Source organism: Polynucleobacter corsicus (assembly GCF_018688255.1).
GTDB classification, from domain to species: Bacteria; Pseudomonadota; Gammaproteobacteria; order Burkholderiales; family Burkholderiaceae; genus Polynucleobacter; species Polynucleobacter corsicus.
This window is the reverse complement of record NZ_CP061314.1, coordinates 505624-531122: the sequence shown is the minus strand read 5'-3', so window position 1 is coordinate 531122 and position 25499 is coordinate 505624. Positions and strand designations below refer to the sequence as shown.

Genomic DNA, 25499 nt, shown 5'->3' with positions numbered 1-25499 from the left:
CTGTGCTTGCCTAAATTTGCAGCAGGAGCAAACGCAGGCGGTTATGAATTACAGGCTCAGGTTACGGGGGCAGAAGCTCACGGAGTGAGCTTGGAAAATGTAATACTATTAAAAGTAGTAAAAGTACAAAGCTATTACATATACACCAATGTCAAAAACAGAAAAACCTTGCCCTTTCTGCACTCTGCCTGCTCAGCGAATTATTGATTCCAATGCATTTGGGGTGACGATTCGCGATGGCTTTCCAGTGACACCTGGGCATACATTAGTGATTCCCAAAAGACATATTGGCTCCTGGTTTGAAATCAGCCGAGAAGAGCAGCAAGGCTTAATGGAACTAGTCACAAAAGCTCAAAAAGTACTAGAACAAGAATTTAGCCCCGATGGTTACAACATTGGAATTAACGATGGGCCTGCAGCTGGTCAAACAGTTCCGCATTTACACATGCATCTAATTCCTAGGTACAAAGGTGATCAAGCAGATGCTAGAGGCGGCGTAAGATGGATTATTCCTGAGAAAGCGAAGTATTGGGAATGAGCTGCGCACCATCAGCTGAGGAGCAACTGGACTTCCTCACAAAAATCCAAAGACTCTTTAATGAGAGTGACTTTAGCTCAACCTATAAATACGCTCTACTCATTTCCTTAGCAGACCTAGCAATTGAGCTGGGCAAAGATGATGACTCTTTGCTTAAATTAAGCAATAGACAAATCGCGGAGAGATTTATTGAGCTCTATTGGCAGCAAGCCGCCCCCTACAAAGATTCAGGATCAAATGAAAGTACCATTCTTTTTCAAAACAATGGTACTCAGGCAGCAATTATTAAGGCTATTAATGAATTCAGGCAGCAAAACAACTGCAACTCTTCACAGGCCGCTAGGGGCTCAAAGAACTATAAGAAGCTAGTGACTGCGGTTGCCGCAACAGTGGCAAAGCAACCAATTAACTACTTACAGAATGTTGGCGGAGGAAATCTTCCATTTTTATATGAGCGCAATCCTAGCTCAATAATCCTTAAAAAAGGGGTTGCCTATTGCTTAAGAAGATTTCAGCCATTGATTCAACAATTGGCAAGAAGCAGATGGACTGACTTCATTAAGAAAAATACGAAAAATATCCCAATTCTCGGGGAGAAAGACGATCTCAACAGTTTCTTATTTGAAACCTCAAGAAAAACTCTAGCTCTAGTATGCAAGGGTCTCAAAGAGCTTTATGGAAACAAATGCTTTTATTGCAATAAATCATCCTCAGAGCTTGAGGTTGATCACTTTATCCCCTTCTCACTCTATCCCAGAGACTTAATGCATAACTTTGTCCTAGCTTGCTCTAAATGCAATAGAAGTAAATCAGACACCTTAGGGGCAAAGATTCATTTTGATAGGTGGGTTAAATTCACCACCAATAATTCCGAGGCAATTTCAAAAATTGGGGAACGAGCTGCGGTTTCTTCTAATTTAGAAATTAGTCTTGCAATTGCGAAATGGGGTTATGAGTTAGCTATCAATAACAATGTAAATTTTTGGATAAATTCAGGCCATTACGAGAAATTAAATATTTCAAACTTATTTAGATAAATTTATCTCGCAATTACTCGGTAATACCCCCACCCCTTGGTAATACCCCCACCCCTTAACCTGACTTAAAAGTAGAATTTCTAAGTTGTTTGATTTAAAGGAAATTCTATGAAAACCTCCCGCTTTACCGATAGCCAAATCATGGCCATCCTCAAACAAGCCGAGGCTGGCATGCCAGCCCCAGAGCTATGCCGTGAACACGGCATTAGCATTGCTAGCTTCTATAAGTGGCGAGCCAAGTATGGCGGCATGGATGCTTCCATGATGTCTCGCGTTAAAGAGCTTGAAGCTGAGAACGCCCGCTTAAAGAAGATGTACGCGGAGGTTCAGCTCCAAGCCGATGTGCTCAAAGAAGTCTTACAAAAAAAGTAACTCGGCCATCTCGTAGGCGCGAGATGGCCAGCCAACAGGTTCACAGTGGCCGAATGAGCATCCGTTTAGCGTGCGATACCTTTGTCATTAGCCAGACTTGCTATCGCTATCACCCGAAGCTATCGACCGACAATGCCCTCATTGCTGATTGGCTGGTGCGTCTTACTCAGAACCAACGTAACTGGGGTTTTGGGCTTTGCTTCTTGTACTTACGTAATGTGAAGGGCTTTACTTGGAACCATAAGCGGGTCTATCGCATCTACCGGGAGTTAGAACTGAACCTCCGGATTAAGCCCCATAAACGCTTGGTACGCGAGAAGCCTGTGCCATTGGCAGTACCTGAAGGTATCAATGACACCTGGTCCATTGATTTTATGCATGACCAGTTGCACGATGGTAGATCTATCCGCTTGTTTAATGTGATTGATGACTTTAATCGGGAAGCCTTAGCAATCGATATTGATTTTTCCATGTCAGCAGCCAGAGTGGTTCGCTCACTCGATCAAGTGATTGAGTGGCGTGGCAAGCCTTTAAAAATACGTTGCGATAATGGGCCGGAACTAGTGGGTAGCGTGCTCATGCAGTGGGCTACGAGTCATCAAATAGAGATGACTTATATCCAACCAGGTAAGCCACAACAAAATGCGTACATTGAAAGATACAACCGCACCGTACGTTACGATTGGCTTAATCAATACCTCTTTGAATCGATTGATGAAGTTCAAGACTTTGCTACCGATTGGATGTGGACATACAATCATGAAAGACCGAACATGGGCTTAGGTGGAATAACGCCGAAGCAAAAACTAGCACTTGCAGTACCAGCCTCTACTTTTAGCTTAAGTTAAAAATGGGGGGATTACCATCGACCTTCATGCCGCCATAAATCTTGCGCCAACGATAGTAGCTTTGCTCTACCGTTCCCACTTCTTTACAGGCCTGGGCTAGGGTTTTGCCGTTCGTTGTCAGGACATCGATTTGACGGAATAAGGTGACGATTTGCTCGGGTTTAAGACGTTGGCCTTTTGCCATATTTAGCACTCCTTTAGGGTGAAGATTATCAAAAATCCTCTCTTCTGGAGTGGTACTAAAAATCAGGTCAGTTCAATAACGGATAAGTCATAAACTTAGTGCCGCATAAATAGAGGGGGGGTATTAAAAGTCTAGGGGTTTTGACTTTTAATACCGCCGCCCTAGCCGCGTTTACACAAAAGGCAAATCATGCACCTTTTTAGGGCATTCACACAAAACCGCACAGCTTAAAAGATAATCTAAAAAAACTCAATTTATCGATAGAGCGCAGTGCTTAATTCTGAAGTTTTTTAAATGTGGGGCTGATTCTACTTCTCACTCGGTCGCTCTCGACGGAATTAATGGAGGCAATTGGTGTCACAGTAAATTCATGATAACAATCGCCTTCCCTTATAAAAGCAAATGTATTTTCCATGTCGTCCAGACTGACCTGAGCTCCTGATTTAATAGCCCTTGCTTTTGCTTCGCGAACTTTGTCCCCCTTTTCCGAGAGATATCTATAGTAGCTTGGTGTAAATTCCTGAAAAATTACAGCCGATGTAGACTGAGCCATAAACCTTACAGAAGGAGCCGCTGAAGTTCTCGAGGCAGGAATACAGGCCTGTAAATACTGTTTTTTAAGATCAAGTAGTTCAGCCTCACATTGATCCTTCTCAGTCTTACAAGTTCCAATATCCCTTGTAGAGTCGCGCAACTGGTTCAACTTAACAAGCGTCGTTTCATTCTCGCGATAAACAAACAATACAACTATCAACAATACAAATGTTAATTGCAATAGGATGTCAATTAGAGAGATAAATACCACTTTATCTCTTTTTGCAAAATTCTTACTCACGTATTAACCCAGCCATCCTCTAGGTTTAATTTTTCTTTCAAGCGTAAGAATTGAATTATCCAAAGAATCCAATCTCTCCGAAAACAGCTTGACGCTTTCTTGAATTGAATTAGCGCTATTAGCCATAGTGGTGCCAAGAACGCCGCTAGATTGCTGTAATTGAGAGCTTGCTTGATTGGCGCCTGAAACAAGAGAATTGAGGCTATTTTGAGAATTCACAAGGGCCTGAGTAAGTTGGGCCAAATTAACAAGGGAAGCTTGTAAATTTGTATCGAACCCATTCAAGCTAACAGTGGAGCTCTTAATAACCTGCTCAGACTCAGGCACCACCTTAACAATGCTTTCAAATGAAGCGGCAAGGGAATTAATCCCCCCTAACAAAGCTGACTGCTGAGCATTAATCTGATCTAAAACATGAATTAACTTAGATGATGACTCACCTACAATTGATCCAGCCCCGGAGAATTTCTGAGAGACTTCATTTATCGCCTGATTTAATTGAAGAACCTCTCCTGAAGTGCTAGATAAATGCATCTCTATAGCAGTAGTAGCATCTGTTAAGTCTAAATTTTCAACTTGCTTTTTAAGCTTAGCTAAAACCTTAGTTAGATTTCCTGAAATCTCACTGAGATTACTTGAAATTAAATCAGATTGGCCTGAAATTGAGTTGGTTGCCTCAACAACAGAATTGCTAATAGATTCGTTAGATGAAATCACTAAATTTTGCAAAGAAGTGGTGCCCAGCTCAATTATTGCAATGAGAGCAGCTGTCTTAGTATTTAGCTTTTCTTTTAAGCCCTCAGGGTCAAGTTCTTCAATTTCAACTAAATTTGACAACTGGATACGAGCAACTAAGCCATAACCAGTAGTAAAAAGACCGACGCAGAATCTATTTAAGATATCCATCAAGACCATCAGATTACTATCGTACTTTAGGCGCATTGTCCCTGGATCCTGGCCCATAGACACGAAAGAAGTGACTAAAATTAATAACGTATAGGTAAATCCAAGATAGTAGACACCATCCACGATCGACCCATCCGTCAGCCTTTTCCCATCCCCGATCTCTTTAAACTTATTCTCAGTTATCGCAATATAACTAAGTCGATGGAAAACCATTAATAGAACTACAAATGCAATCAGAGTCGGGTAAAAAGAGTTGTCCGATTCAGAAAATATGAATTTTATGAGCACAGAGATCACAAGGCCAAGGGCAGCAAACCCTGCAAATGCGTTATTCATATTGAACTGCATGCTGTTTAAGTCAAATTTCTTCATATCACTTATCTCGAACTATTTGATTGCAAGTAAAAACCACTTCGCTAACGCCCTTGAACCTAAATAACTCAACCCAAAATTCTGCAGCTCTTTCCCGTGATGCAAAGCCAGGCTTCTCAGTTAGCAATTGACATACCTGAACCCTATCCCCTTTTCCCATCTGTATGGAATTAACTAAACTTTGATTGGCAGACTTCAGAACCCAATCCGAGAATTTAGGCGGAACGGCATTATAAAAATCTGCAAAGTCAGACTTTTCAATTAAATCCGTAATCAAAATGAGGCGTGATGAGCCAGAGAACCAGCCAGGGCCATTGGTAATCTGTCGAACCGACTCCAAAATTCTGGAGGTATTTAGGCTATTTTTGGTTGCAGAGCTCTGCTCAATTTTATCTAAAAGTCTTTTTTTAAACTCTCCAATTCTTTGATCCGCCTTTTGCCTCCCATAGCTAAAGGCCAATAATCTGGCGTTTGGAGGGGAGCATAAGGTATCAATATCCTCAAATTCATTAATGTTGGATGTATTGAGTGAGTAAATTGAAAGTTTTTGCGAGGAAACTCCACTGCTTACCCAATCCTGCAAAAGTTCATTAACAATTTTCTTATTCTGATTTGATAACTTGTCAGTGATATCTATCAGCATCGAAACCTTGTGAGGCTGAATTTTTGATTTATCGATAGGGCAAAAATTAGCATCCAAATCTGGAGGGGTTAAAACCACCACAGCAATACCTATCAACGCCGCTACGGCTAAGACAATAACTAAAAATTTAAAAGACTTGCTTTCAGCAGCATTTTTTTTCTTTGAGTAACTCATTTCACCAATCTTTCTGAATTCGACGACGGGCCTCATCATCAAGGGCGGTCATCTTTGCCTCAAATTTCAAGTGCAACTCATCAATAAATTCATTAAATTGGGTTTGCAAAGCATTTAAATCGTTAACTTTGGCTTGAAATAGCTCTTCAATAATGGCTATTTTCTCGTTTATACGAGTCTCCGAAAAATCCGAAAAATCTGGCAGATTATCAACCCCTAGGTCCGGTTCATTTTCGCCAAAATATTCGGGGGGATAGCTTTTTCTAGTAGATTTATTGCCCTCACGATATAAGTTAATTAAATGCTTATATTGCCCCTCAATCTCTTTTAGCTGACGATCAAATTCCGAAATCTTCTGGCCAAGAAGTTGAATTCCCGATTTATAGTCGCGTCGATTTGTTTCAAATTCATTCCTAACTCTTTGGAAAATACTCGTTTTATTAGAAATAATTGCAGATAGCGCATCCCTCATTTTGACCTCAAGAGAATGAAGCTCTTCTTTATGAATTTTATAGTCCCGATTAAGTTTTCCTAATTCAGGAATTTTTTCATCAGACGTATAACCCTTCCAACAAGCCAATACTCCAGCAAGAATTCCAACTAACCACAACATAATGCTAAGTACATCCCTAATTGGTGGGGCCTGAAGTGAAAATACTGAAAATGCATCCCTAAAAAATATTTGAAATATTTCCGGATTATTGAAAAGATTAGCCTCTGCAGAATTAGATGCCGTTAAAAATGATCTCAGAATTGCTAATGATGTATTAAGCCATAGCAGAAAGAGTAGCCATACCACTAAGGCGGTGACAGCCAGCCTTTTTGAGAGAGTACTCCCAACATTTATATTCCGATAATAGTTTCCCACAACCACTGCGGGAAGAATATTTAATACCGATATAAATGTAGAGAGTAAAAATGCATCAAATCCACTCAAGCCTGCATTAAAAATGAAAACGTTAACAATAGTTTCAATCACTGCGTAAGCAACAATTGTCATGTAATGAGCTTTTACGCTATCAGGGGCATTTTCTGGGCCATCCGGAATTCCCTTATCCCTTTTGAAGTTAGCGATTCTCTTTTCAGCCCTCCAAAACTCAAGCAACTTATCAATAAAAGTTGGGCCACATTCCGAGGTAAGCACTCTTAGCTCCTGTTCGGAGCTTGCCTTAATGTTCTCTAGATCTGGAAGCGCAACACCATTCCTGAGGGCGGACTCCTGAGAATTTAATTGAGTAACATAACCAAGAGTCGTGGTTTTGGTATCGGAGATAAGATGTCTTGCAACTTTTTGTACCTCAAATTTAATGTCAAGCTGAGACGCATTAAATTGCTCATCTGCGCTTGATGGAGCCTCGCCAGTTCCATCGGCCTTACCAGCATCAAGAGCATCTCGCTCCTTGTTCCTAAGACCTAGGATTTCTTCAGCATAATTAAAAGACATATCAACTCCCAATCATTTCCAATAATTTTTGTTCAATTTTTTTCAACTCTCTTTCTCTGCCCCTAAACCAATCTGTACTCCAAATTCTAAGAATGGTCCAACCTCTTGACTCTAAGATTTCTTGCCTGATTCTATCGCGCTCTCTAGCCGTCAAGGAACTATGATATGTTGCTCCATCACACTCAACACCACAGAGATATTCGCCCTCTTTGGAAGGATGCCTAATTGCTAGGTCGATCTTGAAGCCGCTACTACCAACTTGACCATCTACAATATAACCCTTATTGCGCAGGGCATTTGCTACCGAGCGCTCAAATTCGGAGTCGTAGTCTCCACCCGTAATGCTTGGCAAATCAATTTCGCCAGTTTCTGCAAATTTTAAAAATTTCTTTAGTCTCTCAACCCCGGGATATGCACTCGTAGTTGCTGGTATGTCGTAATAATGAATGCTAGAAAATACACGGCAAAGATATTTTGCACGGCTGATCAGCACATTTAACCTCTTATCTCCGCCATTCTGACTAAGGGGCCCAAAGTTTATTGATCCCGAAGTTGAGTTTGAGGATCGACCATACCCGATACTAATGAATATACAGTCCCTCTCATCGCCCTGTATACGCTCAATATTCTTTACAAAAAAATCTTCTTTAGGGTGCCGCTTATTAAACTGATCTAACAAATCACGACGTTCTTGGGTTTGGAAAAGATGCTCTTCAATAGCCTCTTTTTGCGCAACACTAAAGGTTGCCACACCCAATGAACGCTCAGGATTATTTTTTATATGCTCAAAAATAGCATCAACTACAGCAATTGCTTCATTTGGATTCTTACGCGTAGTTGATCTTTCGTAATTTCCATTTTCGATAAAAGTAAACCGAACCCCTTCATTATCAAGCGGGATCTTGGCATCTGGGAATGTAACTAGACTGTCTTCATAAAACTCTTTATTGCTGACAGCTATAAGATCGGCAAATTTACTCCTATAGTGCCAATTCAACTTAAACTCAGGAATTCTTAAGGAAGAAGCCAAATCCAAAATACTTGGAATATCGACAAGACCAATACCAGAGTTGTCGAAATCAAAATCATCATATAGCTCTGAAGCGCTATCTACAGTAGATGAGTCAGCATCAAATATTCTTGTAGGGGGTAACTGCATAGAGTCCCCAACAATTATTGTTGACTTGCAACGAAGAATTGCACCCAAAGCATCGCTAGGCTTTATTTGGCTAGCTTCATCAAATATTAAATAATCAAAATAATTTGTTTGCCTTGGTATGAATGTGGCAACACTTAGTGGGCTCATCATGAAAATCGGCTTAATTGCACTGATTTCCTCAAAGCAATTTTGTATCACCCTTCTTATCGATGGGATATTTCTCGATTTTTTAAAAATTTTATTTAGGGCAACAAAATTAGCAGAAGGCTGAGACAGAAGACCTTTGATGTTATCTTGCTGTCGCTTTAAAATTAAATTTTTGGAATAAATTTTTCGAAGCAAATCCAATTGCCTATATTCATCCCGCTTACTTTCAATTAAGGTACCGCTTAATTCTTTTGAATATTTTGAATTTTCGTCAAACAAACTTTTTAAATTTTTAAAATACCTATAGGCATATGCCTGGCTTGGCAAACATATGTTTTGATCGACTGCCCACTGTAATTTTTTAGCTTCAATTAAGCCCTGACTAATTTCAAATTCATTCCATTCAATATTAGATTCGAGTGCAACTGGAAGAGAGGCTAAAACCGTGCCTAAAATATGTTTAGGAAGGGTGGATAAATCATTTGAATTCAGGGCTGCACTTAAGTCCTTAAGGTAACCCAACACCACCTTCGACTCCAGTGGGCTTGAATATTGCTCGGCACCAAGAAAGTCCAAGACATCTGCAATCTCCTCAGAAGTGGAGTTCGCCATCGCCTCAAAAATTCCTAACGACTCAAGCGACACTAAGTCCACCTTGATTTGAATCAACCCATCTATATTGCCCGCAATATCAAATTTTTTAGCCTCATCATTAAAAAATTTCCGCAAATATTGGCTCTTTATTTGTCCAATAATTTCTGAAATCCTAATTTGGGAAAAATTGATGGCCCTAATAAGCTCCTCAACCCTATCGTCATTAGTTTTTTCGTGAAAATATTGCGCCCTTAAATTTTGATATTCCCTTTTTCGCGAGGGTGAGAAAAAATGTTGAATTTGAGGGCGAGCAGAGCGAAGATTGTTGTTGATGTCATTAATTGGGGTGGTCCAGCCCAAGCCCTTAATTTGACTATGATATCCATTTTGATCTGATTGGATGCTTTTAAAGGCTGCAACAATTCCGTCAATTTCTCTTATATCGACAGCTAAGATAGCGCCATTTAGAACTGAGGCGATTGACTCTCTATGAAGCTGATCTTTCGCCTTCTTGGTTAAAGTCATTAATGCACTTTCAACCTCTTCTGAAGGGGCATTTGGGCCTATATAGTCAGCAAAATGCGCTGCAATATTTTTGATTAAATCTAAAATCCGAATTTCGTCGAACGCTTGCCCATTTGGCACTCTTACATGCGAAAAAACAAATCGACTTTCCTCTGAAATTTCGTCAGATAGCCTCTCATAATTCTTAATGATTTCTAGATTTTTTGAAAATTCTGTGTAAGGCAAATCTATCGCTTCGACCCTAGAGAATTTTTCATCCAACAAGGAAAAGGATACTTTTTGGTCCTTGAACTCACTATATATTTTCTCTAGGCTGGATATTAAATGCTCAACCCTTATCCCACTATTCGCAACATCGGAATTTAAGGCCGCTCTAATTTCCTGCAATTCCTCCTTTAGCTCGTAATATCTTTTGGGTGAAAATGAATCATCCGGAGTATAGTTATTGGCAGCGTCAATCGTCTGCGCGAGATCTTTTAAAACCCCTGTTTTTCTTGTATCTGAGTCATGCAAATCTAAAGTTAATCCACCTAGCCCAACTTCAATTAAGTTATCGCGAACAACATTCAGAGCGGTACTTTTTTCCGATACAAATAAAACTTTTTTACCCTGGTAAATTAAATCTGCAATTAGATTTGTAATAGTCTGTGATTTACCAGTGCCCGGAGGACCTTGAATTACGAATGAACGCCCATTTCTTGCATTTAATATTGTTCTGAACTGACTTAAGTCAGCATCCTTTACCAGCAAAGGCTCAGACTCCTCTTTTAACCCTTCTATTTCCTTTTCACCGATAGTGCTGCTCGAGGATTCAAACATCGAACCGCTTATTAGCTTCCCTAGAAATTCTGGTAGCAGCTTACCTGATTCAGCAAGCTCTTCCTCCCAGAAGTCAGGATTTAAATCTTCATACATAAAATACTTCTGCGTCTTGAATATATCAATGGTCGCTTTATTTAAATCTACCCCATTAATAATTGGATAACCTGTCAGCCCCTCCAATTCATTAAAATACGACTCAATCCCTTTCTCCTCCGACCATCTTGGTACATCAATACCTAAACTAGCGAATCTCTCAATTAATGCAAAATTTTCTTGAATGTCCTCATCTAGTTTTGATATTTTTACAAGACTTTCCCCATCTTGGTTTAATCTCACCGGAATCAGAATTAATGGTGATTGATAGCTAAATTCCGAACGCTCATCCTCAACCCATGTAACAAAACCAACTGCGAAAAAAAGTACGTTAACACCTTTTTCTTCTATAAATAGCTTGGCCTCTTGCTTTGTATATTTCACCCTGGAATCTAGTTCCGAAGCATTTAAATCAATTTCAATCTTTGGATTTGAGGTTAAAGAAACTTCATAATCTTCCGCACTAACTAGACTTTGTACCAATGCCAGCGGCTCTAAGCACCTAAGGTTTATGCCTCTTTTTTTTGTTTGTTTATAGCTAAGTAATGGATTGGAAAAAGATAAATCTACCAATCCACTTCTTGCTTCTGTCAGAAATTGCTTTAGATCCATCTGATAATTATTTATTTTGTAATTATTGTGAAGTTCAAATATATATTGCTTTCATTATCGGTCCTTTTAATTCGCAGCCTCATACCAAGCAACCCTCAACTGCTCCTCCATATGGATCATTTAATGAGCCCTCACAACGACCAGTCGCTACAGTACCAATGGCTTATTACAAACATTGGGGCTACCCCAAAAATGCCCTTAAATTGAATTTTTACGCTGCTCAACATGCTTTACCCTCTTAAGCGCTTGTTTTATATGGCTATCCTATCCATATATAGGCTCAATATTTGAGCCTAACTCGTCCAGGACCTGATTTTTATAAATATTTTATTTTTACAGTTTATATTTACAGTAATAGTGTTAATATATATTCATGGAAGATAAAAAATACACCTTTGAAGAGCTTTGCGCCCTATCAGGCCTTAGTTCCAGGACTTTACGGTATTACATCCAAATAGGCCTGGTAGATAAGCCTATAGGACAAACCCGGGCAGCTCATTATGTGAGCTCCCACCTTGAGAAGATCATTCGCATCAAGCAGTTATCTGAATCCGGGATATCGCTTGAACGAATTCGTGAAGTGCTATCTGGAGAGCCCCTTCCCCTGCCTGAAAGGTCTAAGAGACCAGGCCATGTCGAAGTGCGAAGCCACCTTTGGGTAGCGGATGGTATTGAGCTGCAGGTATCACCAGAAACAGCTGAACTTAGCCCTGAGCAATTACGCCAATTTTTAAAAGGCGTACTGCAGGCATATGAACAAGTGAAAAAGGATTCGCAATGATTGAATTGGATGAAGTTGTTGGTTTAAGTGCTGATGATGGCGAGCAAATGGCATTGCAATCCGTTAGCGCGAAAGGCAAGATACAAGGCCTTCTATTAGAGATGACTATTCGCCAGCAATATAAAAACACCACTAAGAAAACCTTAGAGACTGTTTATACCTTCCCTATGGGTTGGGGTGCTACCTTCATGGATTTAAGTGTTGAGATGGGTGGTAAGCGCTTAAGCGGTGTCGTAACTGAGAAGAAAGACGCTGAAGAGCAGTATGAAAAGGCTATCAGTAAAGGCGATGCGCCAATCATGCTGGAGAAAAATTCTGATGGACTTTATACGGTCAATTTAGGCAGCCTCAAACCCAAAGAAGAAGCTGTTATTGAATATACCTATTCTCAATTACTGAGATTTGAAGAGGGTCATGTAAGGCTAACCCTTCCGACTACTATTGCTCCACGTTATGGCGATAGCAGCCAAGGTGGCATTAAAAAACATCATGGAGTTGAGACAGATTTCTTAGTTGAATATCCATTCTCACTCTCCCTACTCCTTAGTGGCGGTATGGAAAAAGCGACTGTTGAGTGCCCTTCTCACCAAGTTCAAGTGACAACGAGTGAAAAAGGTCTTGAGGTAGGTTTAGCGCGCTCTGGTTTCTTGGATCGTGATTTCATTCTTAATCTAAGCAAACTCGAAAATGAGTCGTTCTTTATTGTGACTCCAGATAAGCAGATGGGCCCTGAAGGATGCACAGTATTAGCTAGCTTTTGCCCTCCCGCTCTATCCAATCAAAAAGAGCTCAGTGCTGATATTAAGATTTTGGTTGATTGTTCAGGCTCTATGGCAGGCGATAGCATTGAATCGGCCAAAAGAGCTCTACATCATGTCTTAAGCAATCTGCGTGAGGATGACCGTTTTAGCTACTCCCTATTTGGTAGCAAGGTCAAACATGAATTCTCTAGCCTTAAACCAGTCAATCAATTCAATATTGGGGCCGCCTCATTATTGGTAAGCAACACTGAAGCAAATATGGGTGGCACCGAAATTGAAGACGCCCTACTGTCGACCTTCAAATTAAAAGGTGCCGAGAAAAAGGCAGATGTCTTGCTAATTACTGACGGTGAAGTTTGGGATACCAATAGCATCATTGCAGAAGCAAAAAAATCTGGCCATCGTATATTTGCAATTGGTGTTGGCACCTCTCCAGCGGAAACACTTTTACGTGAACTAGCTGAAATGACAGGTGGTGCATGTGAACTGGTATCTCCAAAAGAAGATATTGAAGCGGCCATCGTGCGCATGTTTAATCGTATTCATTTACCCAGAGCTAAAGAGATTGAAATTAAATGGGGTACAAGTGAGACTCCAGAATGGACTATTGGTACCAACACTGCAATTTTTAGTGGCAATACTCATCACGTATTTGCGGGGTTTAAGCATGCTCCTATAAAGCCAGCCCATCTGAGCTACCAACTAGGCGATGGCTCCGAGCGTATTGGAGTCGGAGCAAACTCAGCCACCCACAGCAAGGAGAGTAATCTCACCCGATTGGGTGCCGCGCAAAGACTAAGCTCTTTATCTGAAAGTGAGCAACTGAAATTAGCAATCGATTACCAGCTAATTACAGAGCAAACTAATTGCATTTTGGTTCACACAAGAGATGCTGAAGATAAAGCAACTGATATGCCTGAACTTCAAAAGATTGCGCAAATGCAAGCTGCTGGTTGGGGCGGCGCAGGGAGTGTTCAGGTGGAGGTACTCTACTGTCGCTCTGCCCCCATGCAGGACAATATACAATTCTCGATAAGCTCATTCAATGCTCCTACGCCCGCTGGTGATGTAGCTGATTACAGTCAATATGACATGCCTCGAGTTTTTAGATCAAGCAGCATAAACACTCCAGCCCCTTCTTTAGGCTCTTCTTACGATTTAAAAACAGTCCTGAACAAAGATGAAGATTATTACGAAGTACCTGCATTTTTGAGAAAGCAGGCTGACGATGATCAGGTTGCTCCAGCCAAAGTAGCCTATCTATCGCCGCAGGATATTGCATCTATTGCCAATCATGATCTACAGAATAGAAATCAAATTTCTTCTTTTGTGAAGTCCGTAGAAAGTCAGCTATTAAGCGATGAGCTGAAATATGCCCTTGATAAGCTACAGGAGTCCATGAGTAGCGAACAGGCCTGGACCATCGTGATGTCTTGGATCTTATTTAAATTATCTGATGCCATTACCTGGAATGAGAAAACCAAAGAGACCATTGAACTATTGGTGAACGAATTAGAGCCTAAGCTATTTAACGCTGGTTTAGATGTAGTTAATCGAGAATTTGGCTTGCTTAAGCCACAATTTTGGGGGTAACGATTTTGCTGTCGGTTGTGTAGTGCTTGGCTGTTAATTTAGTTGATTATTTGATATTTATAGCGGCTAAGAGGATCAGGTATGAGTGCCTTAATGCCGGAAGACATTGTCTTTTCATTGAAAAAAACCATATCTGCTTGTGTACTCTTTTTTCTCATTTCCTTGGGATCTCCTTTCGGGTAAGAGCAAGCTGACAGCTGGGAAAGACCGCCCATTAATTTCATATCATGAAATTCAAGTATGTCATGATATTTGTAAGGAGCTAAATTTAATTTGCTGCCACAGGGAATCATATAAATGGAACTGAGAAAAATTGAAATGAAACAAACTCATACTGGGCAAGCCCATTTAACCTTGAATGAGATCGCAGAGATGCTTGATTTAACTAGAGAGCGTGTGCGTCAAATAGAAGCAAAGGCAATTATGAAACTTAGAAAAAAAATGCAATTAAAAGGAATTAAACCAAGTGACTTACTCAGCAGTTAACTAGGAACCCAGATGAATGCACTCCCATTTGATGAAAGCGGCCCAGCATTATTCCCCATCTCCTCAGAAGATTGGTGGGTAAAGGCACTTGGTATGCTCCAACATAATTGGGCGCTGATTGAGAAGACCGATCGAAAGTTTATCGTTTACTTTTTTCATGATGAGGGTATTGCAAGGCGGTTTTTGAATGGCTATACCTTACGACAACTTCGAAATCGCTGTGCAGTGATCGACTCACTAGAATTTAATACTCTTGAGGAAGCTAAGTCAGCATTAAGGCTGAATGAGTTTGAGCGACTTGCAGAAAATCCTGGTCCATGGGATGGATATCAACCCCATGGTAACTTCTATGACTCCCGTAGCAGTGAAGAAGGGATTTACTCCAAGGCTGGGTACTGGCTAGAATAACTTTTAGGAGTCAGCGAGTATTAACAGTGTTTGTGAATCTTTTTTGCCAAAATATAATTCTTCTATTGCCATCAGCAAAAGTTCTGATGTTTTATCAACTTCAAGAAACAAAGTGATAGATGACTGTATTTTTTGAGCGTCTACTTGACCGAGAATATCTTGTGCGCTCTTTTGAGTATTTAAAATTAGCTCCAAGCACTCTTCATATCTCTCTCTGAGCAAAGGATGGCGCCAATAAGCATCAGCTTCAGCAAGATCTTTAATTCCGTAATACTTAGAATGCTCACTAAATCCTAGGCCAAATATTTGAGGGAATACATACCATATCCAATGAGTTGTCTTTTTCCCTCGACTTAGTTCTGCAATAACTTGCTCAAAACATTTCTCTTGTGCGGTGGTGAACCTCGCAAGTGCAGTATCACTAATTTTCTTGTCATTTTCCATAAGTTTATTTGGTTAGTGTTACTAGCGGAAAAAAGTTAAATTAGTCCCTTAGCCTATCATCAATAACAACTGTCGGATGATTACTCATAGAAAATCTGCCCCCGCATATCTTTTATAAAGGCTTGGTAAAAATCTTTCCATTTCTGCAATTCTGATGGTTGGCACACTGCACCAGGTCTTTGCACTTCGAGATTTCGGGTGACAGTGACTTGATTGTCTTTTTCTAGATAGCTTGCGGTGTATTCAATATTATTTTTCTTATAGCTTGTATTTTGAGGAATTCTGCTGACCTTCACATTCTTTGGAAATGAGATTTGGTATTGCTCGGTTACCGATCGTGTTGAGCATGAGTAAGGAACTGTGAACTTCTCCGGAGGCCTACTAATGGCTATTGAAGCTAGCTCTCCCGGTGCCAAGCCCACAGGGATAGTCATTGCTCCGGGCCCTGGTACATTAGTAACTGCATCCAATGTGAACTCTGTATCGGTTGTGAAAGGTTTATCAAGCTCATAGACTTCACTAGTTTTAATTGAGCCTTCACCAGTCTGTCTAAATCTGGCTAGTTGCTTGCTAACCATGCGATCCGATAAAGAGGTATCAGCTCCTTCGTACTTGTATCGCGCCCGAATCTCTGCACTGCCAAAGTATTGGGTATTTGCCTTACCTTTAATTTCTCCATCTTTAGCTATTTGCATAGTGAGTGTGGTGACAGTGCGATTGTTTTCCTTTTTTGGCTTTGGGGTGTGCCCTACTCTTCCAAGTGCAGTCAGCAAGGTTGGCTTGTCTAATTCATCATCTGGCAATGTGCCATAAGGGGCCATCTCTGCTGTTGAGTCTAAATACAGATTCCAGGCGGGTATGTAGGTAATCACGTGATTAAATGGACCAATGACGGGGTACTTAGGCAGGGTGTACGCATTGCTTGAGTTAATCAATGCGCTACTCGCCTTAATTCCTTTGGCCGACAATAAGGCAATTAATAAAGCGTTGTGATCTTTACAGTCGCCGTAGCGATTTTTAATAATGCTATTGGCATCATGCGGAATGATTCCGCCATCACCTAAAAATATTCCTACGTAGCGGATGTTTCTACTAACCCAGTTATAGAGCGCCCTAGCCTGCTCTTTTTGCAGATTCTGTATATTCTTAGGTTCGCTTAAATTGCCTGATGTTTTGATATTTTTAGTAATTTCATCAGCGAGCTTTTGTACTTCAGGCGTAACCCTCATCTTAGGCTCAATACGCTCTTGATAAGCCTTAGCAAAAGTCTCCTGGCTATCCATACTCGAGATAAAGATATGAGGCGCAAAATCATTTAATGAGACTTGTAACTCTTCACTTTTTTTAAGCTTTAAGTTTTGATAGATATAGCCTACATGACGCACACCATCAATCACCTCATCCCTCACCTGCTTAACATCCTTAATGTCGGTATAAAGCTTGAGGCTATCTGGATAGCTTAAGTTGTACTCGTAATGCTTAACCTCTTGGTTTGGTGAAAACACGAGCTTGGTATAAAAAAATCCCGGTAATAAAGGGGTGTGGGTTGTGAGCTTAGTCTTGTAGTAAGTCTTAGATCCTGGCGTTACTTTCGGGAAGATGATGATCTTATGCTTTTGATCTGAGAAGATGGCCGCCCCTTTACTGTTGTCATCCTCTACAGTTCTGATGGCATTAGCCGCAACGGGAATCTTTTCTCCAGTGGGCGTAATCGTATAAGCCTCAATGACCTCTAGCTTGGCAAAGGTCGAGTTATAAGGTAGGTCTGCTTGAGACTCAACCTCTACTGCCAATTGCGACTTTACTAGCGTCAACAGTTCTTCAATTTCTACTACAGTGCCATCTGCATTGATCGTTTCGTTAATGGTGGCCCGTTCAATCATTGAGAGAGATTCGAGCTCTCCCCTGCCTGCACTAGTAATACCTGCGTTTGCCAACAATAAGAATCCTAAAAGGATGGCGCCAAGACTACTGATAGATTGCAAAAAGAATTTCATATTGGCTTAACGTTTGACATAGGATTGAATATAAGCTTTTCGGATGGTGGATTGGCTAAAGTACATGCCGCCAGATGATATCTGAATCACTGCTAAGGGTTCTTGAAGGATGATTTTCTCTGGAAGGTAGCGATTACCGCTGCCATCCCTTAATTTGAGCTTAGGCAATCCCAATATTCGAGCGCAATCGACTACTGCAGCCACCATAACTGGCTTATCTAGCGCAAGTTCTGGGGCATCACTTGGGCTCACCTGTAGTGGCAAGAGTGTCATTAATACAAGGGCACTAGTCAGCATGGCTTCTTTATGAAATTTGTTAGTTTTTTCATTGTCTTGAGCCACTAGCTCATTAGGTGAGCTTTAACGCAATTAATCTGATTCCATCAAGACTTTTGGGAGCTTACCCATGAAATATCTCATCACCCTACTTTTTATCGTTCAAGCAGCATTAGCTTTTCGTAGCGTCTCCGCCCAGGCTATTTATGGCCCTAATGGAAACTATGCCGGCTATAGCCAAACTTCGCCTAGTGGCGTGACTAATGTTTATAACGCTAGCGGCCAGAATGTGCAGTCGTTTCAGACCGATAGCGGGCAAACGAATTTCTATAGCCCCCAAGGTAACTATCAAGGCACTACTACTGCGCCCGTATATGCGATACCGAATACAAGCATCAATGCTCCACGTCAAGTTCCCCAAGCACCCTCTGTGAAAGGCTGGTAATCCAAATGAAAAATTGCTTAATAAATGTATGTGCTGTTTTAGGTATTTGCACTACTGCTTCTGTATCTGCTCAAGTGACTAGCTGGGAAAACAGTCCCTTGGATTATCAGAACAGCCCGATGAACTATGAGAATAGTCCAATGAATTACAACAATAGTCCAATGAATTACAACAATAGTCCCATGAACTACAACTCTAATAACGGGGTCTATGACAATAGCGGCAAACGTATTGGCTATGAGGTGACTGCACCTTCTGGTGTGACCAATGTCTTTGATAACAACGGCAACCGTGTTGGTTACTCACCAGCTAAGAGGTAAGTGCTGATGACTACTTATGAATACGAGCTTGTCAAAATGGATCCGGTCGAGACAGATGTAGACAAGATTGAAGAAATCCTCAACGATAGGGGTGGATCTGGTTTTCGTTTTGTCACTGTTCAAAAGTTTTGGACCCAGGATGCTGAGTTCAACCCCATTCAACGAAACTACCTTGTTCTTGAAAAGTCGGAAGAAGAGGAACTCTAAAGGCTATAAAGAAAATCCTCTTCCTGGACTTTGATGGTGTTCTACATCCAACACATTTCGCTGGAGAGAATCCATTTAATCGAGTAGACCTGCTGGAAGAGGTTCTATCTAAATTCTCGCCAGAGATAGTGATCTCCTCTAGCTGGCGCTTTACTCATAGCATTGAGAAGGTACAGAACTTACTACCGAGTAGTATTTCTAAGCTGATTATTGGCACTACAGGCGCACCAGTAATTGGAAAGCATCCTCGCTTTCAGGAAATACAGGCATATCTTGGCACTAATGGCCAAGCTAACTGGAGAGCGCTTGATGACTCTTATTGGGAATTTCCAAGCCCATGCCTAGAGCTTATTCGCTGCAACCCCAATACAGGAATTAGCAACAAACAGATGGACATACTATCTAACTGGCTAGCCTAATAGGATTCCCCATAAGAGCATTAAGTGATGTGATTGCTTAAAGCGCAGACTCCTCAATCGTCATCAAGACATCCTCATCAAAATCAAAGCTTAGTTGACCGCTTGGTGGAACGATAGGCCTGAGATAACAGTCCGGAACGGGTCCAGAGAATGTAACTTCTAAATGATGACGCTTGGGATAAAGGTAATGTAGGACACTTTCCGAGCAAACTACTTCGACTCGCCAAACTTGTACCAAGCCCTCTAATCCATGCCAAGGCATCATTCCATAAGAATCAATGACCCTGACAATTTTGCCTAAGTTAGGTGTAAATTTTGCGTTTACGGTAATCGCAATGGATCCGAGCTCACAATTAAGCTTGCGCATTTTTAACAAACTCCTCAGTCTTTTCATTTTCCAAGACTTCCGTTTGATGAAAATCCATCTGCAACTGCTCTGAATCAGAAAACTCTTCCATCAGATAGCCTTGGGGTGGCGTTAGTCTTCGGAGATAAATATCGGGAACTGGTCCACTTTTGTAGGGCTCCAACCCTTCTTCACCTTGGTAGTACAAATAACCATCCTCTGTAGCTACATCTACATTCCAGGTATAGAGCAACTTGTCATGCCCCTGCCACTCCTGAAATCCTTCAGCTGAAATGATCCGCACAATATTGCCCAGGTTCTCAGGAAAGCTACATCTCACCGTAATAGCAAGGTCGCCCACGCTGCAGTTTAGTTTGGCCATTTTTAGCATTATCTTCTCCGGTACTTAGCACGCACTTTTTCGCGCTGCACAAAAAAGAAGTGGGCAAAGAGTGCCTCACTAAAGAACATAAAGAGGCCGACTAAAAAGGCTTGGGCTAGCCCAAGGTCAAATCCGCCGTTCTGTAAGCCATAGAAGCTAATAAACATTACAAATAAACCTATTACCTTGACCATCTCATCCTCCTTATTTATTAGGATTAGGTTAATAAGCTGCAGGCTCACCAGATGAGCCTTAAATTGATTAAAGTTATAAAATCAATAAATACTGTAATTTCGAGGGGCTGCAATGAGCGATATGGAACGGTTGCATCGTATTAAGTACATGATTCAGCAGCGTAAATGCGTTTCTCGAGAGGATTTCTTGTCCGAACTGGAAATCTCTCCTGCGACCTTTAAGCGCGATCTTGAGTACCTTCGCAGTCGTATGCAGGCCTCTATCGTGTATGACCGCTTCATGGGTGGCTACAAGTTTGAAAACTCCGATGCTGAAGAGCGCATTGAGATGCCAGGGCTTTGGTTCTCTGAAAAGGAAGCCACTGCTTTAGTCCTGATGCAGCACTTACTCTCCTCTCTTGACCAAGGCGGTCTCATTGGACCTCATATTGAGCCTCTTACAGCCATTATTGATGGGATCTTAGGTCAGAGTGAAACCAGTGCCAAAGAACTACGTAAGCGTATTAAAGTGATCGGCATGGGTTCACGCAAGAACTCCATTGAAAATTTCTCGGAAATTGGTGCTGCCCTCTTAAAGCGTAATCGCCTTGAGATTACCTATTACTCCAAGGGCAAGGATGAGAATACAGACCGGGAAATCTCACCCCAGCGTCTTATCTATTACCGCGAGAACTGGTACCTAGATGCTTATTGCCATATGCGTAATGATTTACGGAGTTTTGCCGTAGATGGCATTCGTAAGGCAACCTTATCGAACAAGAAAGCTGAAGAGGTATCTGATAAACAATGCCAAGAGCACTTTGCGGAGAGCTATGGAATCTTCTCAGGTAAGGCAACCCAAAGAGCCAAACTACGTTTTACTCCTGAGCATGCAAGGTGGGTATCTGGTGAGCATTGGCATGGCCAGCAAGTCGGTAGCTTTGATAAAGAGGGCTTTTTTAACTTAGAGTTTGATTACAACCAAGATCCAGAGCTAGTCATGGATATCCTAAAGCATGGGTCTGGAGTTGAAGTGATTGGTCCAGCAAGCCTCAAAAAGCGCATCAAAGATGAGCTCAAAAATGCAATGGAAAATTATTCTAAGGATTAAAAATGGATAGAAGCGAGCATGTAAAAAAGGTTCATGAATGGGTAGCGAAAAATATGCAGAGATTTTCTACGCCCAGAACAATAGTCGTTGATGAAATAGAATTTGATTGGAAGTACTTTAGCGGGAAATTTTCTCTTAAGCTAGATGAAATTAAGGTAAATGAGAAATTTGATTTTTCCCTCGGCATCGATGGCCTATACCATTATTACACCCCCATGTTTAACAGTCCACTTGGAGCTCCAGCTAGCTTTGCAGCGATTGAACTAAGTGAAGAGACTAAATTTGCGATTACAAACTCGCTTAATCAAATGCTCCCAAAAATGGCCGCCTTTGGACTGCATCCTGTGAGCAAGCAGTTTATTAACTCCTCCACTCCAATAAGCGAACGAATTCTTGACAAGGCTAGCGTTGAATCTGCTAAGCAGCTTATTGAATCTGGCAAAGCAAGAATTGAACTTAATCTTGATTAGATGATTTACTCGTAATAATCTAACGGATGCTCCAATCGTTAGCCAAATCAATAAATAAGCTTGCCTCTTGAGACAGGAATTTCGGGGATGGAAATATCCCCACCCTTCCTAAATCTAGCCGATCCGAATCCCAGCAAGTCTGGATAGTTGCATCGGTAGATACCTCGCCACCAGAGTGATGCTTCATCGCATAACAAAGAGAATCAAGCTGCTTTGGCTGAAGTTTATAGAAATCCCCATGAATACCATGAGCAAAGTCCGCAGCGCGCTGCCCGTGCATTGGATCTCGCCCATCATTTAAGCGACAGCTGTCATGCAAAAATCCGAAGAGCTCGACCACTAGGAGGTCAGCCTTACGCAAACCTCCAATATTTTTTCCATGGTGCAATACCCGCGCCCAATGATTGGCGCCATGAATGCCTTGCCAGTCGAGCTTAAATTCAGATCTGATGAGGGCAATCAACCCAGAGCGGTCATATTCAGTTTTCATTAATGAGGTCCTCCAACGGGATAGCGCAAATTGAGATTCACCAAACCTTCATCGCCCGAAATCCATAGATAGGCATTTTGCCTATATCGATCCGCCAGTAGGTCTGCATTTTGACGAGAGATGTCCAGTACAAGAACACTTGGCTCACTAGGCCAAATGCGTGATGGGTCGCCTCCCTCCCCAGAAATCAGCTTGAGTCCAAGAGTATGAATGTCATCAATTAAGGCGTTGTGATTACTGACATTAACCTCTGCAGTCGCAAGAATGCTGTGAGGATTGAACGCCGTCAGCAATGCAGCACTCTTTACTCCATACATTTTCATTAAGGAGGCTAACTCTAGACTTGGTTGGCTCGCCCTGAGCGAGATATCTCCACCCTCTCCATGAATCACATATAGCGCTTCCTGGTAAGCCTTTACTAACTCAAGGGGGATATTGTGGTCGCGGTCAGTCATACCGCGAGTTCATCGAGTTTTTCTTGGGCTTCTGCCATTGGAGGCTCATCTCCAAGGTTTACCAGTGGCCTCAACTTATGTCTATCGGTGATAGCCTCCGTGGAGTAGCCTTTAACCAACCTACTTCCACGCCACATTTGGTTAAATTTACGGCTAGTCACCGTTTTAATCTCATATGCATCCTCACGGCCATCATGCCTTCCAAGATGGCAGACAACCTCAACTATCAATCCAAGGTTTTCGGGGCAACCACCAACGATGACACATAAGGTTCCTGGTTTTAAGTGTGACATCGTTATCTCCTGGCTAGTTCTGTAAATGTTGCGGCGTCTAACGCCCTGCTAATACGATGATGCAGCTTCAAGGCCGTCGAGAAGTAATACAGCTTTGGATTGAGCTTGATATTGGCGTACTCCCAGTCTTTTATTTCTAGGCTTACACCTTTTGCCCAGTAGTAATACCTGCCACCATCCTCTATTGCTATACCGGTGTATCGATACTCAGAGAGTCCTTGCTCTGCTGGATCAAACTTCTTGAGCTCATCGGAATGTAATTCAACGCTTATTAATTGAAAATTCATTTGCTTCTCCTATTTAGCCAATTTGACAAATGTTTGGGCTTGGCAATTCGGTTTAACTCCGCCCTTACTTCTTTATGAACCTAGTGGATTAGAGCCTCCACTACCTCAGGCTTTCCTTCGGGATCTTTTTTTTGGCTAGTAACCAAGAATTCCTTAGTCTCTAGTGCAACTTTGAGGTATTCATCGGTAGCCGCTCTAAAGTTATCAGCACCGTCCTCTTTACTAAAGATATAGGTGAGGCTATAGATCAAGTTATCCCCATCCTCACCATCAACGGTTACCGTATTAACCTCATCGTTATCAACAACACGCAATCCCCTGCAGAACTCTGGCTTCTCTCCGTCTACCCAGCTCATATCCAAGCGATCAATATCAAACCGCAGACTACGAAATAAATTATTTACTGTAAAACGGGCGCCGCCTAGATATGTGTAATTACGCATAAGACCTCCAAATAAATTGATTAATCTCTACAAAGAAATTATCAAGACTGGGAGGCTCAAATATTGAGCTAGAGGATGCTAGCCCAACAAAAAACCCACCAATGTGGTGGGTTTGTCGCTTTTGATTACCCCAAAGGGGTCTCATCTTTTTAGCACCTTACTAGCGTTAGCAGGTTGCTGTGGCGACAAAGCCATCTCTTGATGTAAAGTTGATTATGGTGACTTGCATTGTGTTTTGTCAATTAAAAAAATAAGCTCTACAGGCTAAATTGATGCCTAACCAAACCAATTCATAACTACCTCAGACAAACAAGAGAAATTTGAATGGAATATGCGTACAGCCTCCTTAACCGAAAAAATGTCTATGCGGATTCCGCTCAATATCGTCAAAATTTAGATGATCAACTAGTTTGCCCAGAATGTTTTGAGCAGGTCTTTAAAAAAGAAATGTGGGTGCCATCTCAGCACTCTACAACACACTTCTTCTCCCACTATGCTGGCAAATTTGACAGCTGCGACCTAAGAACCCCTAGCGAGAATAACGAAGCCGGCAAGGGAGATAGCTTGGCCAGGCTACAAAAAATGAGTGAATTTAACCAACACTTCAGAAATGAAATAACAAGGAGTTTTGAAAAAGTTTTAGGTAGGTCATTAGCAAATTCAATGTCGGATACACTTGGATTTGCCGCAAGAATATCTATTGAAAAATTAAAAATTGGGAATATCGATAAGCTTTCTGAAAAGCTTTTAGTAGCCCTTTCAGACCCTATCAATCTATCGATAGATGAGTCATTGGAAGATCTTGAGGAGGCCATATGTCCAATATATGGTCACTTAAGTACCACTTATGGCGAAAATAATTTGTATTTTGTAACTGTGATGAGTCTATTGCTTTCATATCATCAAGAATCACAACACCTTGAGACTCTATTAGATAAAAAATTTCTGAAGCACGCAACGAATTCGAATGAGCTGATATTAGGCAATGCCGTCCTGTTATTAGCGCATTATTTAAGCTGGAACAAATCTCTAGGAAAAGTTCAGGACTTTATTAAGGAATTTAGTCTTCCAGTTAGGGTTGAACTCAAGAAAAAACAACACAATACCTCAAATAGTATAAAAAATGAGGTCTCACAACCTTCACGAGATTACATCCAATACTGTAGTTTTTGCAAAAATCCATTCATCAACAACGGCACCAAAACCTGCTCAGGTTATTGCGCCTCTAAAGCATCCTCCAAGACCAATAAACCAGTATCTTCGCTATCAAAGAATAATCGCGAGTACGAGAGCTGGCTTTCATCACAACCTTGGGATGAAGATAATCTTCATATGCATAGGTATGGCGCACATAAGGCGGAGTCATTGCCAGCAGTAACGAATAGTCAAACTCATTTAACTACACCGGTATCTGAAATTTTGCCCGAAAAAATATTGTGGATTAAAACTGAGCGAGGTTTAATAAATAAAGAAACGGGAGCCGTTATATTGTTTGCTGACACTCTTCGAAGCGTCTTTCCAATACCGGGCTATAGCGTTAATGGCCATCCAATTGGCTTCATTAAAGATTCTCAGATCGAAAAAAGTTAATTGCAATTTTCACTTTG

31 protein-coding genes and 1 riboswitch are annotated in these 25499 nt (G+C 41.3%); of the genes, 14 read left to right on the top strand and 17 right to left on the bottom strand.

Annotated features, from left to right (window positions below; genetic code table 11):
• Positions 1 to 148: 148 nt before the first annotated feature.
• From C2747_RS02890 to C2747_RS02880, 3 genes are all read left to right on the top strand, one after another.
• Entirely contained in the window at positions 149 to 538 is a 390-nt protein-coding gene (locus C2747_RS02890) for an HIT family protein (RefSeq protein WP_215332264.1), read from the top strand.
• Positions 535 to 1575, top strand: a complete 1041-nt coding sequence (locus tag C2747_RS02885; RefSeq protein ID WP_215332262.1) for an HNH endonuclease — start codon at positions 535 to 537, stop codon at positions 1573 to 1575. Before C2747_RS02890 ends, C2747_RS02885 begins: the two co-directional genes overlap by 4 nt.
• 108 nt (positions 1576 to 1683) lie before the next feature.
• Positions 1684 to 2795, top strand: a protein-coding gene (locus tag C2747_RS02880) for an IS3 family transposase (protein WP_215332260.1) whose coding sequence is annotated in 2 segments (ribosomal slippage) — positions 1684 to 1930 and positions 1930 to 2795 — 1113 coding nt in all. Because the reading frame shifts where the segments join, the coding sequence is not laid out codon by codon here.
• On the opposite strand, the gene C2747_RS02875 is transcribed toward C2747_RS02880, so the two are convergent.
• The 6 genes from C2747_RS02875 to C2747_RS02850 form a co-directional block, all read right to left on the bottom strand.
• Entirely contained in the window at positions 2782 to 2979 is a 198-nt protein-coding gene (locus C2747_RS02875) for a transposase (protein ID WP_215332258.1), read from the bottom strand. The two genes, C2747_RS02880 and C2747_RS02875, sit on opposite strands and share 14 nt — an antisense overlap.
• A 274-nt stretch (positions 2980 to 3253) precedes the next feature.
• Positions 3254 to 3814, bottom strand: coding sequence for a hypothetical protein (locus C2747_RS02870; RefSeq protein WP_215332256.1), 561 nt, complete (start codon positions 3812 to 3814; stop codon positions 3254 to 3256).
• Positions 3815 to 3817: 3 nt separating this feature from the next.
• Positions 3818 to 5092 carry a BAR domain-containing protein gene (locus C2747_RS02865; protein WP_215332254.1) on the bottom strand — a complete coding sequence of 425 codons (1275 nt, stop codon included), beginning with the start codon at positions 5090 to 5092 and terminating at the stop codon, positions 3818 to 3820.
• Position 5093: 1 nt separating this feature from the next.
• A complete protein-coding gene (locus C2747_RS02860) occupies positions 5094 to 5909 on the bottom strand; it encodes a hypothetical protein (RefSeq protein ID WP_215332252.1) in 816 nt (271 codons plus the stop codon).
• 1 nt (position 5910) lies between these two features.
• Positions 5911 to 7353: a hypothetical protein gene (locus C2747_RS02855; protein WP_215332250.1), complete on the bottom strand. Its 1443-nt coding sequence runs from the start codon at positions 7351 to 7353 to the stop codon at positions 5911 to 5913.
• Position 7354: 1 nt separating this feature from the next.
• The gene (locus tag C2747_RS02850; RefSeq protein WP_215332248.1) at positions 7355 to 11305 is read right to left on the bottom strand and encodes a DUF4011 domain-containing protein; all 3951 of its coding nucleotides are present in this window, start codon (positions 11303 to 11305) and stop codon (positions 7355 to 7357) included.
• Positions 11306 to 11678: 373 nt separating this feature from the next.
• Here C2747_RS02850 and C2747_RS02845 point away from each other — a divergent pair, with 373 nt between their 5' ends.
• The 4 genes from C2747_RS02845 to C2747_RS02830 all read left to right on the top strand — a co-directional run bounded on the left by C2747_RS02845 (position 11679) and on the right by C2747_RS02830 (position 15334).
• Positions 11679 to 12086 (top strand): helix-turn-helix domain-containing protein, encoded by a 408-nt coding sequence (locus tag C2747_RS02845; RefSeq protein WP_215332246.1) that lies wholly within the window; start codon positions 11679 to 11681, stop codon positions 12084 to 12086.
• On the top strand, positions 12083 to 14440 hold the full coding sequence (locus C2747_RS02840) for a VIT domain-containing protein (protein WP_215332244.1): 2358 nt from the start codon (positions 12083 to 12085) through the stop codon (positions 14438 to 14440). Before C2747_RS02845 ends, C2747_RS02840 begins: the two co-directional genes overlap by 4 nt.
• A 297-nt stretch (positions 14441 to 14737) precedes the next feature.
• Positions 14738 to 14926, top strand: a complete 189-nt coding sequence (locus C2747_RS02835) for a sigma factor-like helix-turn-helix DNA-binding protein (protein WP_215332242.1) — start codon at positions 14738 to 14740, stop codon at positions 14924 to 14926.
• A gap of 12 nt (positions 14927 to 14938) precedes the next feature.
• A complete protein-coding gene (locus tag C2747_RS02830; protein ID WP_215332240.1) occupies positions 14939 to 15334 on the top strand; it encodes a hypothetical protein in 396 nt (131 codons plus the stop codon).
• A gap of 3 nt (positions 15335 to 15337) precedes the next feature.
• Here C2747_RS02830 and C2747_RS02825 read toward each other — a convergent pair whose 3' ends face one another.
• From C2747_RS02825 to C2747_RS02815, 3 genes are all read right to left on the bottom strand, one after another.
• Positions 15338 to 15778: a DUF1810 domain-containing protein gene (locus tag C2747_RS02825; protein ID WP_215332238.1), complete on the bottom strand. Its 441-nt coding sequence runs from the start codon at positions 15776 to 15778 to the stop codon at positions 15338 to 15340.
• A gap of 80 nt (positions 15779 to 15858) precedes the next feature.
• On the bottom strand, positions 15859 to 17775 hold the full coding sequence (locus tag C2747_RS02820; protein WP_215332236.1) for a DUF3857 domain-containing protein: 1917 nt from the start codon (positions 17773 to 17775) through the stop codon (positions 15859 to 15861).
• 6 nt (positions 17776 to 17781) lie between these two features.
• A complete protein-coding gene (locus C2747_RS02815; protein ID WP_215332234.1) occupies positions 17782 to 18072 on the bottom strand; it encodes a hypothetical protein in 291 nt (96 codons plus the stop codon).
• Between the two features lie 109 nt (positions 18073 to 18181).
• On the opposite strand from C2747_RS02815, the gene C2747_RS02810 reads away from it, so the two are divergent.
• Genes C2747_RS02810 through C2747_RS02795 form a run of 4 tightly spaced genes read left to right on the top strand, consistent with a single transcriptional unit; the run spans position 18182 to position 19442 of the window.
• Positions 18182 to 18496 (top strand): hypothetical protein, encoded by a 315-nt coding sequence (locus C2747_RS02810; RefSeq protein ID WP_215332232.1) that lies wholly within the window; start codon positions 18182 to 18184, stop codon positions 18494 to 18496.
• 5 nt (positions 18497 to 18501) lie between these two features.
• Positions 18502 to 18816 (top strand): hypothetical protein, encoded by a 315-nt coding sequence (locus C2747_RS02805; RefSeq protein WP_215332230.1) that lies wholly within the window; start codon positions 18502 to 18504, stop codon positions 18814 to 18816.
• Between the two features lie 6 nt (positions 18817 to 18822).
• The gene (locus C2747_RS02800) at positions 18823 to 19023 is read left to right on the top strand and encodes a hypothetical protein (protein WP_215332228.1); all 201 of its coding nucleotides are present in this window, start codon (positions 18823 to 18825) and stop codon (positions 19021 to 19023) included.
• A 5-nt stretch (positions 19024 to 19028) separates the two neighbouring features.
• Positions 19029 to 19442: an HAD domain-containing protein gene (locus C2747_RS02795; RefSeq protein WP_215333050.1), complete on the top strand. Its 414-nt coding sequence runs from the start codon at positions 19029 to 19031 to the stop codon at positions 19440 to 19442.
• A gap of 37 nt (positions 19443 to 19479) precedes the next feature.
• On the opposite strand, the gene C2747_RS02790 is transcribed toward C2747_RS02795, so the two are convergent.
• From C2747_RS02790 to C2747_RS02780, 3 genes are read right to left on the bottom strand one after another with little or no spacing between them, the layout of a single operon-like run.
• Entirely contained in the window at positions 19480 to 19809 is a 330-nt protein-coding gene (locus tag C2747_RS02790) for a hypothetical protein (protein WP_215332225.1), read from the bottom strand.
• The gene (locus C2747_RS02785; RefSeq protein ID WP_215332223.1) at positions 19796 to 20170 is read right to left on the bottom strand and encodes a hypothetical protein; all 375 of its coding nucleotides are present in this window, start codon (positions 20168 to 20170) and stop codon (positions 19796 to 19798) included. Before C2747_RS02785 ends, C2747_RS02790 begins: the two co-directional genes overlap by 14 nt.
• An 8-nt stretch (positions 20171 to 20178) precedes the next feature.
• Positions 20179 to 20364 carry a hypothetical protein gene (locus tag C2747_RS02780; RefSeq protein ID WP_215332221.1) on the bottom strand — a complete coding sequence of 62 codons (186 nt, stop codon included), beginning with the start codon at positions 20362 to 20364 and terminating at the stop codon, positions 20179 to 20181.
• Positions 20365 to 20476: 112 nt separating this feature from the next.
• On the opposite strand from C2747_RS02780, the gene C2747_RS02775 reads away from it, so the two are divergent.
• Both C2747_RS02775 and C2747_RS02770 read left to right on the top strand, forming a co-directional pair.
• The gene (locus C2747_RS02775) at positions 20477 to 21454 is read left to right on the top strand and encodes a helix-turn-helix transcriptional regulator (RefSeq protein ID WP_215332219.1); all 978 of its coding nucleotides are present in this window, start codon (positions 20477 to 20479) and stop codon (positions 21452 to 21454) included.
• A gap of 2 nt (positions 21455 to 21456) precedes the next feature.
• On the top strand, positions 21457 to 21924 hold the full coding sequence (locus tag C2747_RS02770) for a hypothetical protein (RefSeq protein WP_215332217.1): 468 nt from the start codon (positions 21457 to 21459) through the stop codon (positions 21922 to 21924).
• A 19-nt stretch (positions 21925 to 21943) separates the two neighbouring features.
• On the opposite strand, the gene C2747_RS02765 is transcribed toward C2747_RS02770, so the two are convergent.
• The 5 genes from C2747_RS02765 to C2747_RS02745 all read right to left on the bottom strand — a co-directional run bounded on the left by C2747_RS02765 (position 21944) and on the right by C2747_RS02745 (position 23892).
• Positions 21944 to 22414 carry a hypothetical protein gene (locus C2747_RS02765; protein WP_215332215.1) on the bottom strand — a complete coding sequence of 157 codons (471 nt, stop codon included), beginning with the start codon at positions 22412 to 22414 and terminating at the stop codon, positions 21944 to 21946.
• The gene (locus C2747_RS02760) at positions 22414 to 22869 is read right to left on the bottom strand and encodes a DUF3293 domain-containing protein (RefSeq protein WP_215332214.1); all 456 of its coding nucleotides are present in this window, start codon (positions 22867 to 22869) and stop codon (positions 22414 to 22416) included. Before C2747_RS02760 ends, C2747_RS02765 begins: the two co-directional genes overlap by 1 nt.
• Positions 22866 to 23162: a hypothetical protein gene (locus tag C2747_RS02755; protein WP_215332213.1), complete on the bottom strand. Its 297-nt coding sequence runs from the start codon at positions 23160 to 23162 to the stop codon at positions 22866 to 22868. The genes C2747_RS02760 and C2747_RS02755 overlap by 4 nt, the downstream gene beginning before the upstream one ends.
• A 2-nt stretch (positions 23163 to 23164) precedes the next feature.
• Positions 23165 to 23449 carry a hypothetical protein gene (locus C2747_RS02750; protein WP_215332212.1) on the bottom strand — a complete coding sequence of 95 codons (285 nt, stop codon included), beginning with the start codon at positions 23447 to 23449 and terminating at the stop codon, positions 23165 to 23167.
• An 80-nt stretch (positions 23450 to 23529) separates the two neighbouring features.
• A complete protein-coding gene (locus tag C2747_RS02745) occupies positions 23530 to 23892 on the bottom strand; it encodes a hypothetical protein (RefSeq protein ID WP_215332211.1) in 363 nt (120 codons plus the stop codon).
• A 111-nt stretch (positions 23893 to 24003) separates the two neighbouring features.
• Positions 24004 to 24102, bottom strand: a riboswitch (SAM-I-IV-variant riboswitch).
• A gap of 114 nt (positions 24103 to 24216) precedes the next feature.
• Here C2747_RS02745 and C2747_RS02740 point away from each other — a divergent pair.
• Positions 24217 to 25482, top strand: coding sequence for a hypothetical protein (locus tag C2747_RS02740; RefSeq protein WP_215332210.1), 1266 nt, complete (start codon positions 24217 to 24219; stop codon positions 25480 to 25482).
• The last annotated feature ends 17 nt before the right edge of the window (positions 25483 to 25499 follow it).

What these genes read in the sequence shown, in the direction of transcription:
- C2747_RS02745 (WP_215332211.1), bottom strand. Translation starts at nt 23,892, where the DNA reads ATGCGTAATTACACATATCTAGGCGGCGCCCGTTTTACAGTAAATAAT.
- C2747_RS02810 (WP_215332232.1), top strand. Translation starts at nt 18,182, where the DNA reads ATGAAATATCTCATCACCCTACTTTTTATCGTTCAAGCAGCATTAGCT.
- C2747_RS02835 (WP_215332242.1), top strand. Translation starts at nt 14,738, where the DNA reads ATGGAACTGAGAAAAATTGAAATGAAACAAACTCATACTGGGCAAGCC.
- C2747_RS02885 (WP_215332262.1), top strand. Translation starts at nt 535, where the DNA reads ATGAGCTGCGCACCATCAGCTGAGGAGCAACTGGACTTCCTCACAAAA.
- C2747_RS02815 (WP_215332234.1), bottom strand. Translation starts at nt 18,072, where the DNA reads ATGCTGACTAGTGCCCTTGTATTAATGACACTCTTGCCACTACAGGTG.
- C2747_RS02845 (WP_215332246.1), top strand. Translation starts at nt 11,679, where the DNA reads ATGGAAGATAAAAAATACACCTTTGAAGAGCTTTGCGCCCTATCAGGC.
- C2747_RS02760 (WP_215332214.1), bottom strand. Translation starts at nt 22,869, where the DNA reads ATGACTGACCGCGACCACAATATCCCCCTTGAGTTAGTAAAGGCTTAC.
- C2747_RS02860 (WP_215332252.1), bottom strand. Translation starts at nt 5,909, where the DNA reads ATGAGTTACTCAAAGAAAAAAAATGCTGCTGAAAGCAAGTCTTTTAAA.
- C2747_RS02875 (WP_215332258.1), bottom strand. Translation starts at nt 2,979, where the DNA reads ATGGCAAAAGGCCAACGTCTTAAACCCGAGCAAATCGTCACCTTATTC.
- C2747_RS02785 (WP_215332223.1), bottom strand. Translation starts at nt 20,170, where the DNA reads ATGGCCAAACTAAACTGCAGCGTGGGCGACCTTGCTATTACGGTGAGA.
- C2747_RS02820 (WP_215332236.1), bottom strand. Translation starts at nt 17,775, where the DNA reads ATGAAATTCTTTTTGCAATCTATCAGTAGTCTTGGCGCCATCCTTTTA.
- C2747_RS02765 (WP_215332215.1), bottom strand. Translation starts at nt 22,414, where the DNA reads ATGAAAACTGAATATGACCGCTCTGGGTTGATTGCCCTCATCAGATCT.
- C2747_RS02830 (WP_215332240.1), top strand. Translation starts at nt 14,939, where the DNA reads ATGAATGCACTCCCATTTGATGAAAGCGGCCCAGCATTATTCCCCATC.
- C2747_RS02850 (WP_215332248.1), bottom strand. Translation starts at nt 11,305, where the DNA reads ATGGATCTAAAGCAATTTCTGACAGAAGCAAGAAGTGGATTGGTAGAT.
- C2747_RS02840 (WP_215332244.1), top strand. Translation starts at nt 12,083, where the DNA reads ATGATTGAATTGGATGAAGTTGTTGGTTTAAGTGCTGATGATGGCGAG.
- C2747_RS02855 (WP_215332250.1), bottom strand. Translation starts at nt 7,353, where the DNA reads ATGTCTTTTAATTATGCTGAAGAAATCCTAGGTCTTAGGAACAAGGAG.
- C2747_RS02865 (WP_215332254.1), bottom strand. Translation starts at nt 5,092, where the DNA reads ATGAAGAAATTTGACTTAAACAGCATGCAGTTCAATATGAATAACGCA.
- C2747_RS02755 (WP_215332213.1), bottom strand. Translation starts at nt 23,162, where the DNA reads ATGTCACACTTAAAACCAGGAACCTTATGTGTCATCGTTGGTGGTTGC.
- C2747_RS02890 (WP_215332264.1), top strand. Translation starts at nt 149, where the DNA reads ATGTCAAAAACAGAAAAACCTTGCCCTTTCTGCACTCTGCCTGCTCAG.
- C2747_RS02740 (WP_215332210.1), top strand. Translation starts at nt 24,217, where the DNA reads ATGGAATATGCGTACAGCCTCCTTAACCGAAAAAATGTCTATGCGGAT.
- C2747_RS02770 (WP_215332217.1), top strand. Translation starts at nt 21,457, where the DNA reads ATGGATAGAAGCGAGCATGTAAAAAAGGTTCATGAATGGGTAGCGAAA.
- C2747_RS02775 (WP_215332219.1), top strand. Translation starts at nt 20,477, where the DNA reads ATGAGCGATATGGAACGGTTGCATCGTATTAAGTACATGATTCAGCAG.
- C2747_RS02780 (WP_215332221.1), bottom strand. Translation starts at nt 20,364, where the DNA reads ATGGTCAAGGTAATAGGTTTATTTGTAATGTTTATTAGCTTCTATGGC.
- C2747_RS02825 (WP_215332238.1), bottom strand. Translation starts at nt 15,778, where the DNA reads ATGGAAAATGACAAGAAAATTAGTGATACTGCACTTGCGAGGTTCACC.
- C2747_RS02790 (WP_215332225.1), bottom strand. Translation starts at nt 19,809, where the DNA reads ATGCGCAAGCTTAATTGTGAGCTCGGATCCATTGCGATTACCGTAAAC.
- C2747_RS02750 (WP_215332212.1), bottom strand. Translation starts at nt 23,449, where the DNA reads ATGAATTTTCAATTAATAAGCGTTGAATTACATTCCGATGAGCTCAAG.
- C2747_RS02800 (WP_215332228.1), top strand. Translation starts at nt 18,823, where the DNA reads ATGACTACTTATGAATACGAGCTTGTCAAAATGGATCCGGTCGAGACA.
- C2747_RS02805 (WP_215332230.1), top strand. Translation starts at nt 18,502, where the DNA reads ATGAAAAATTGCTTAATAAATGTATGTGCTGTTTTAGGTATTTGCACT.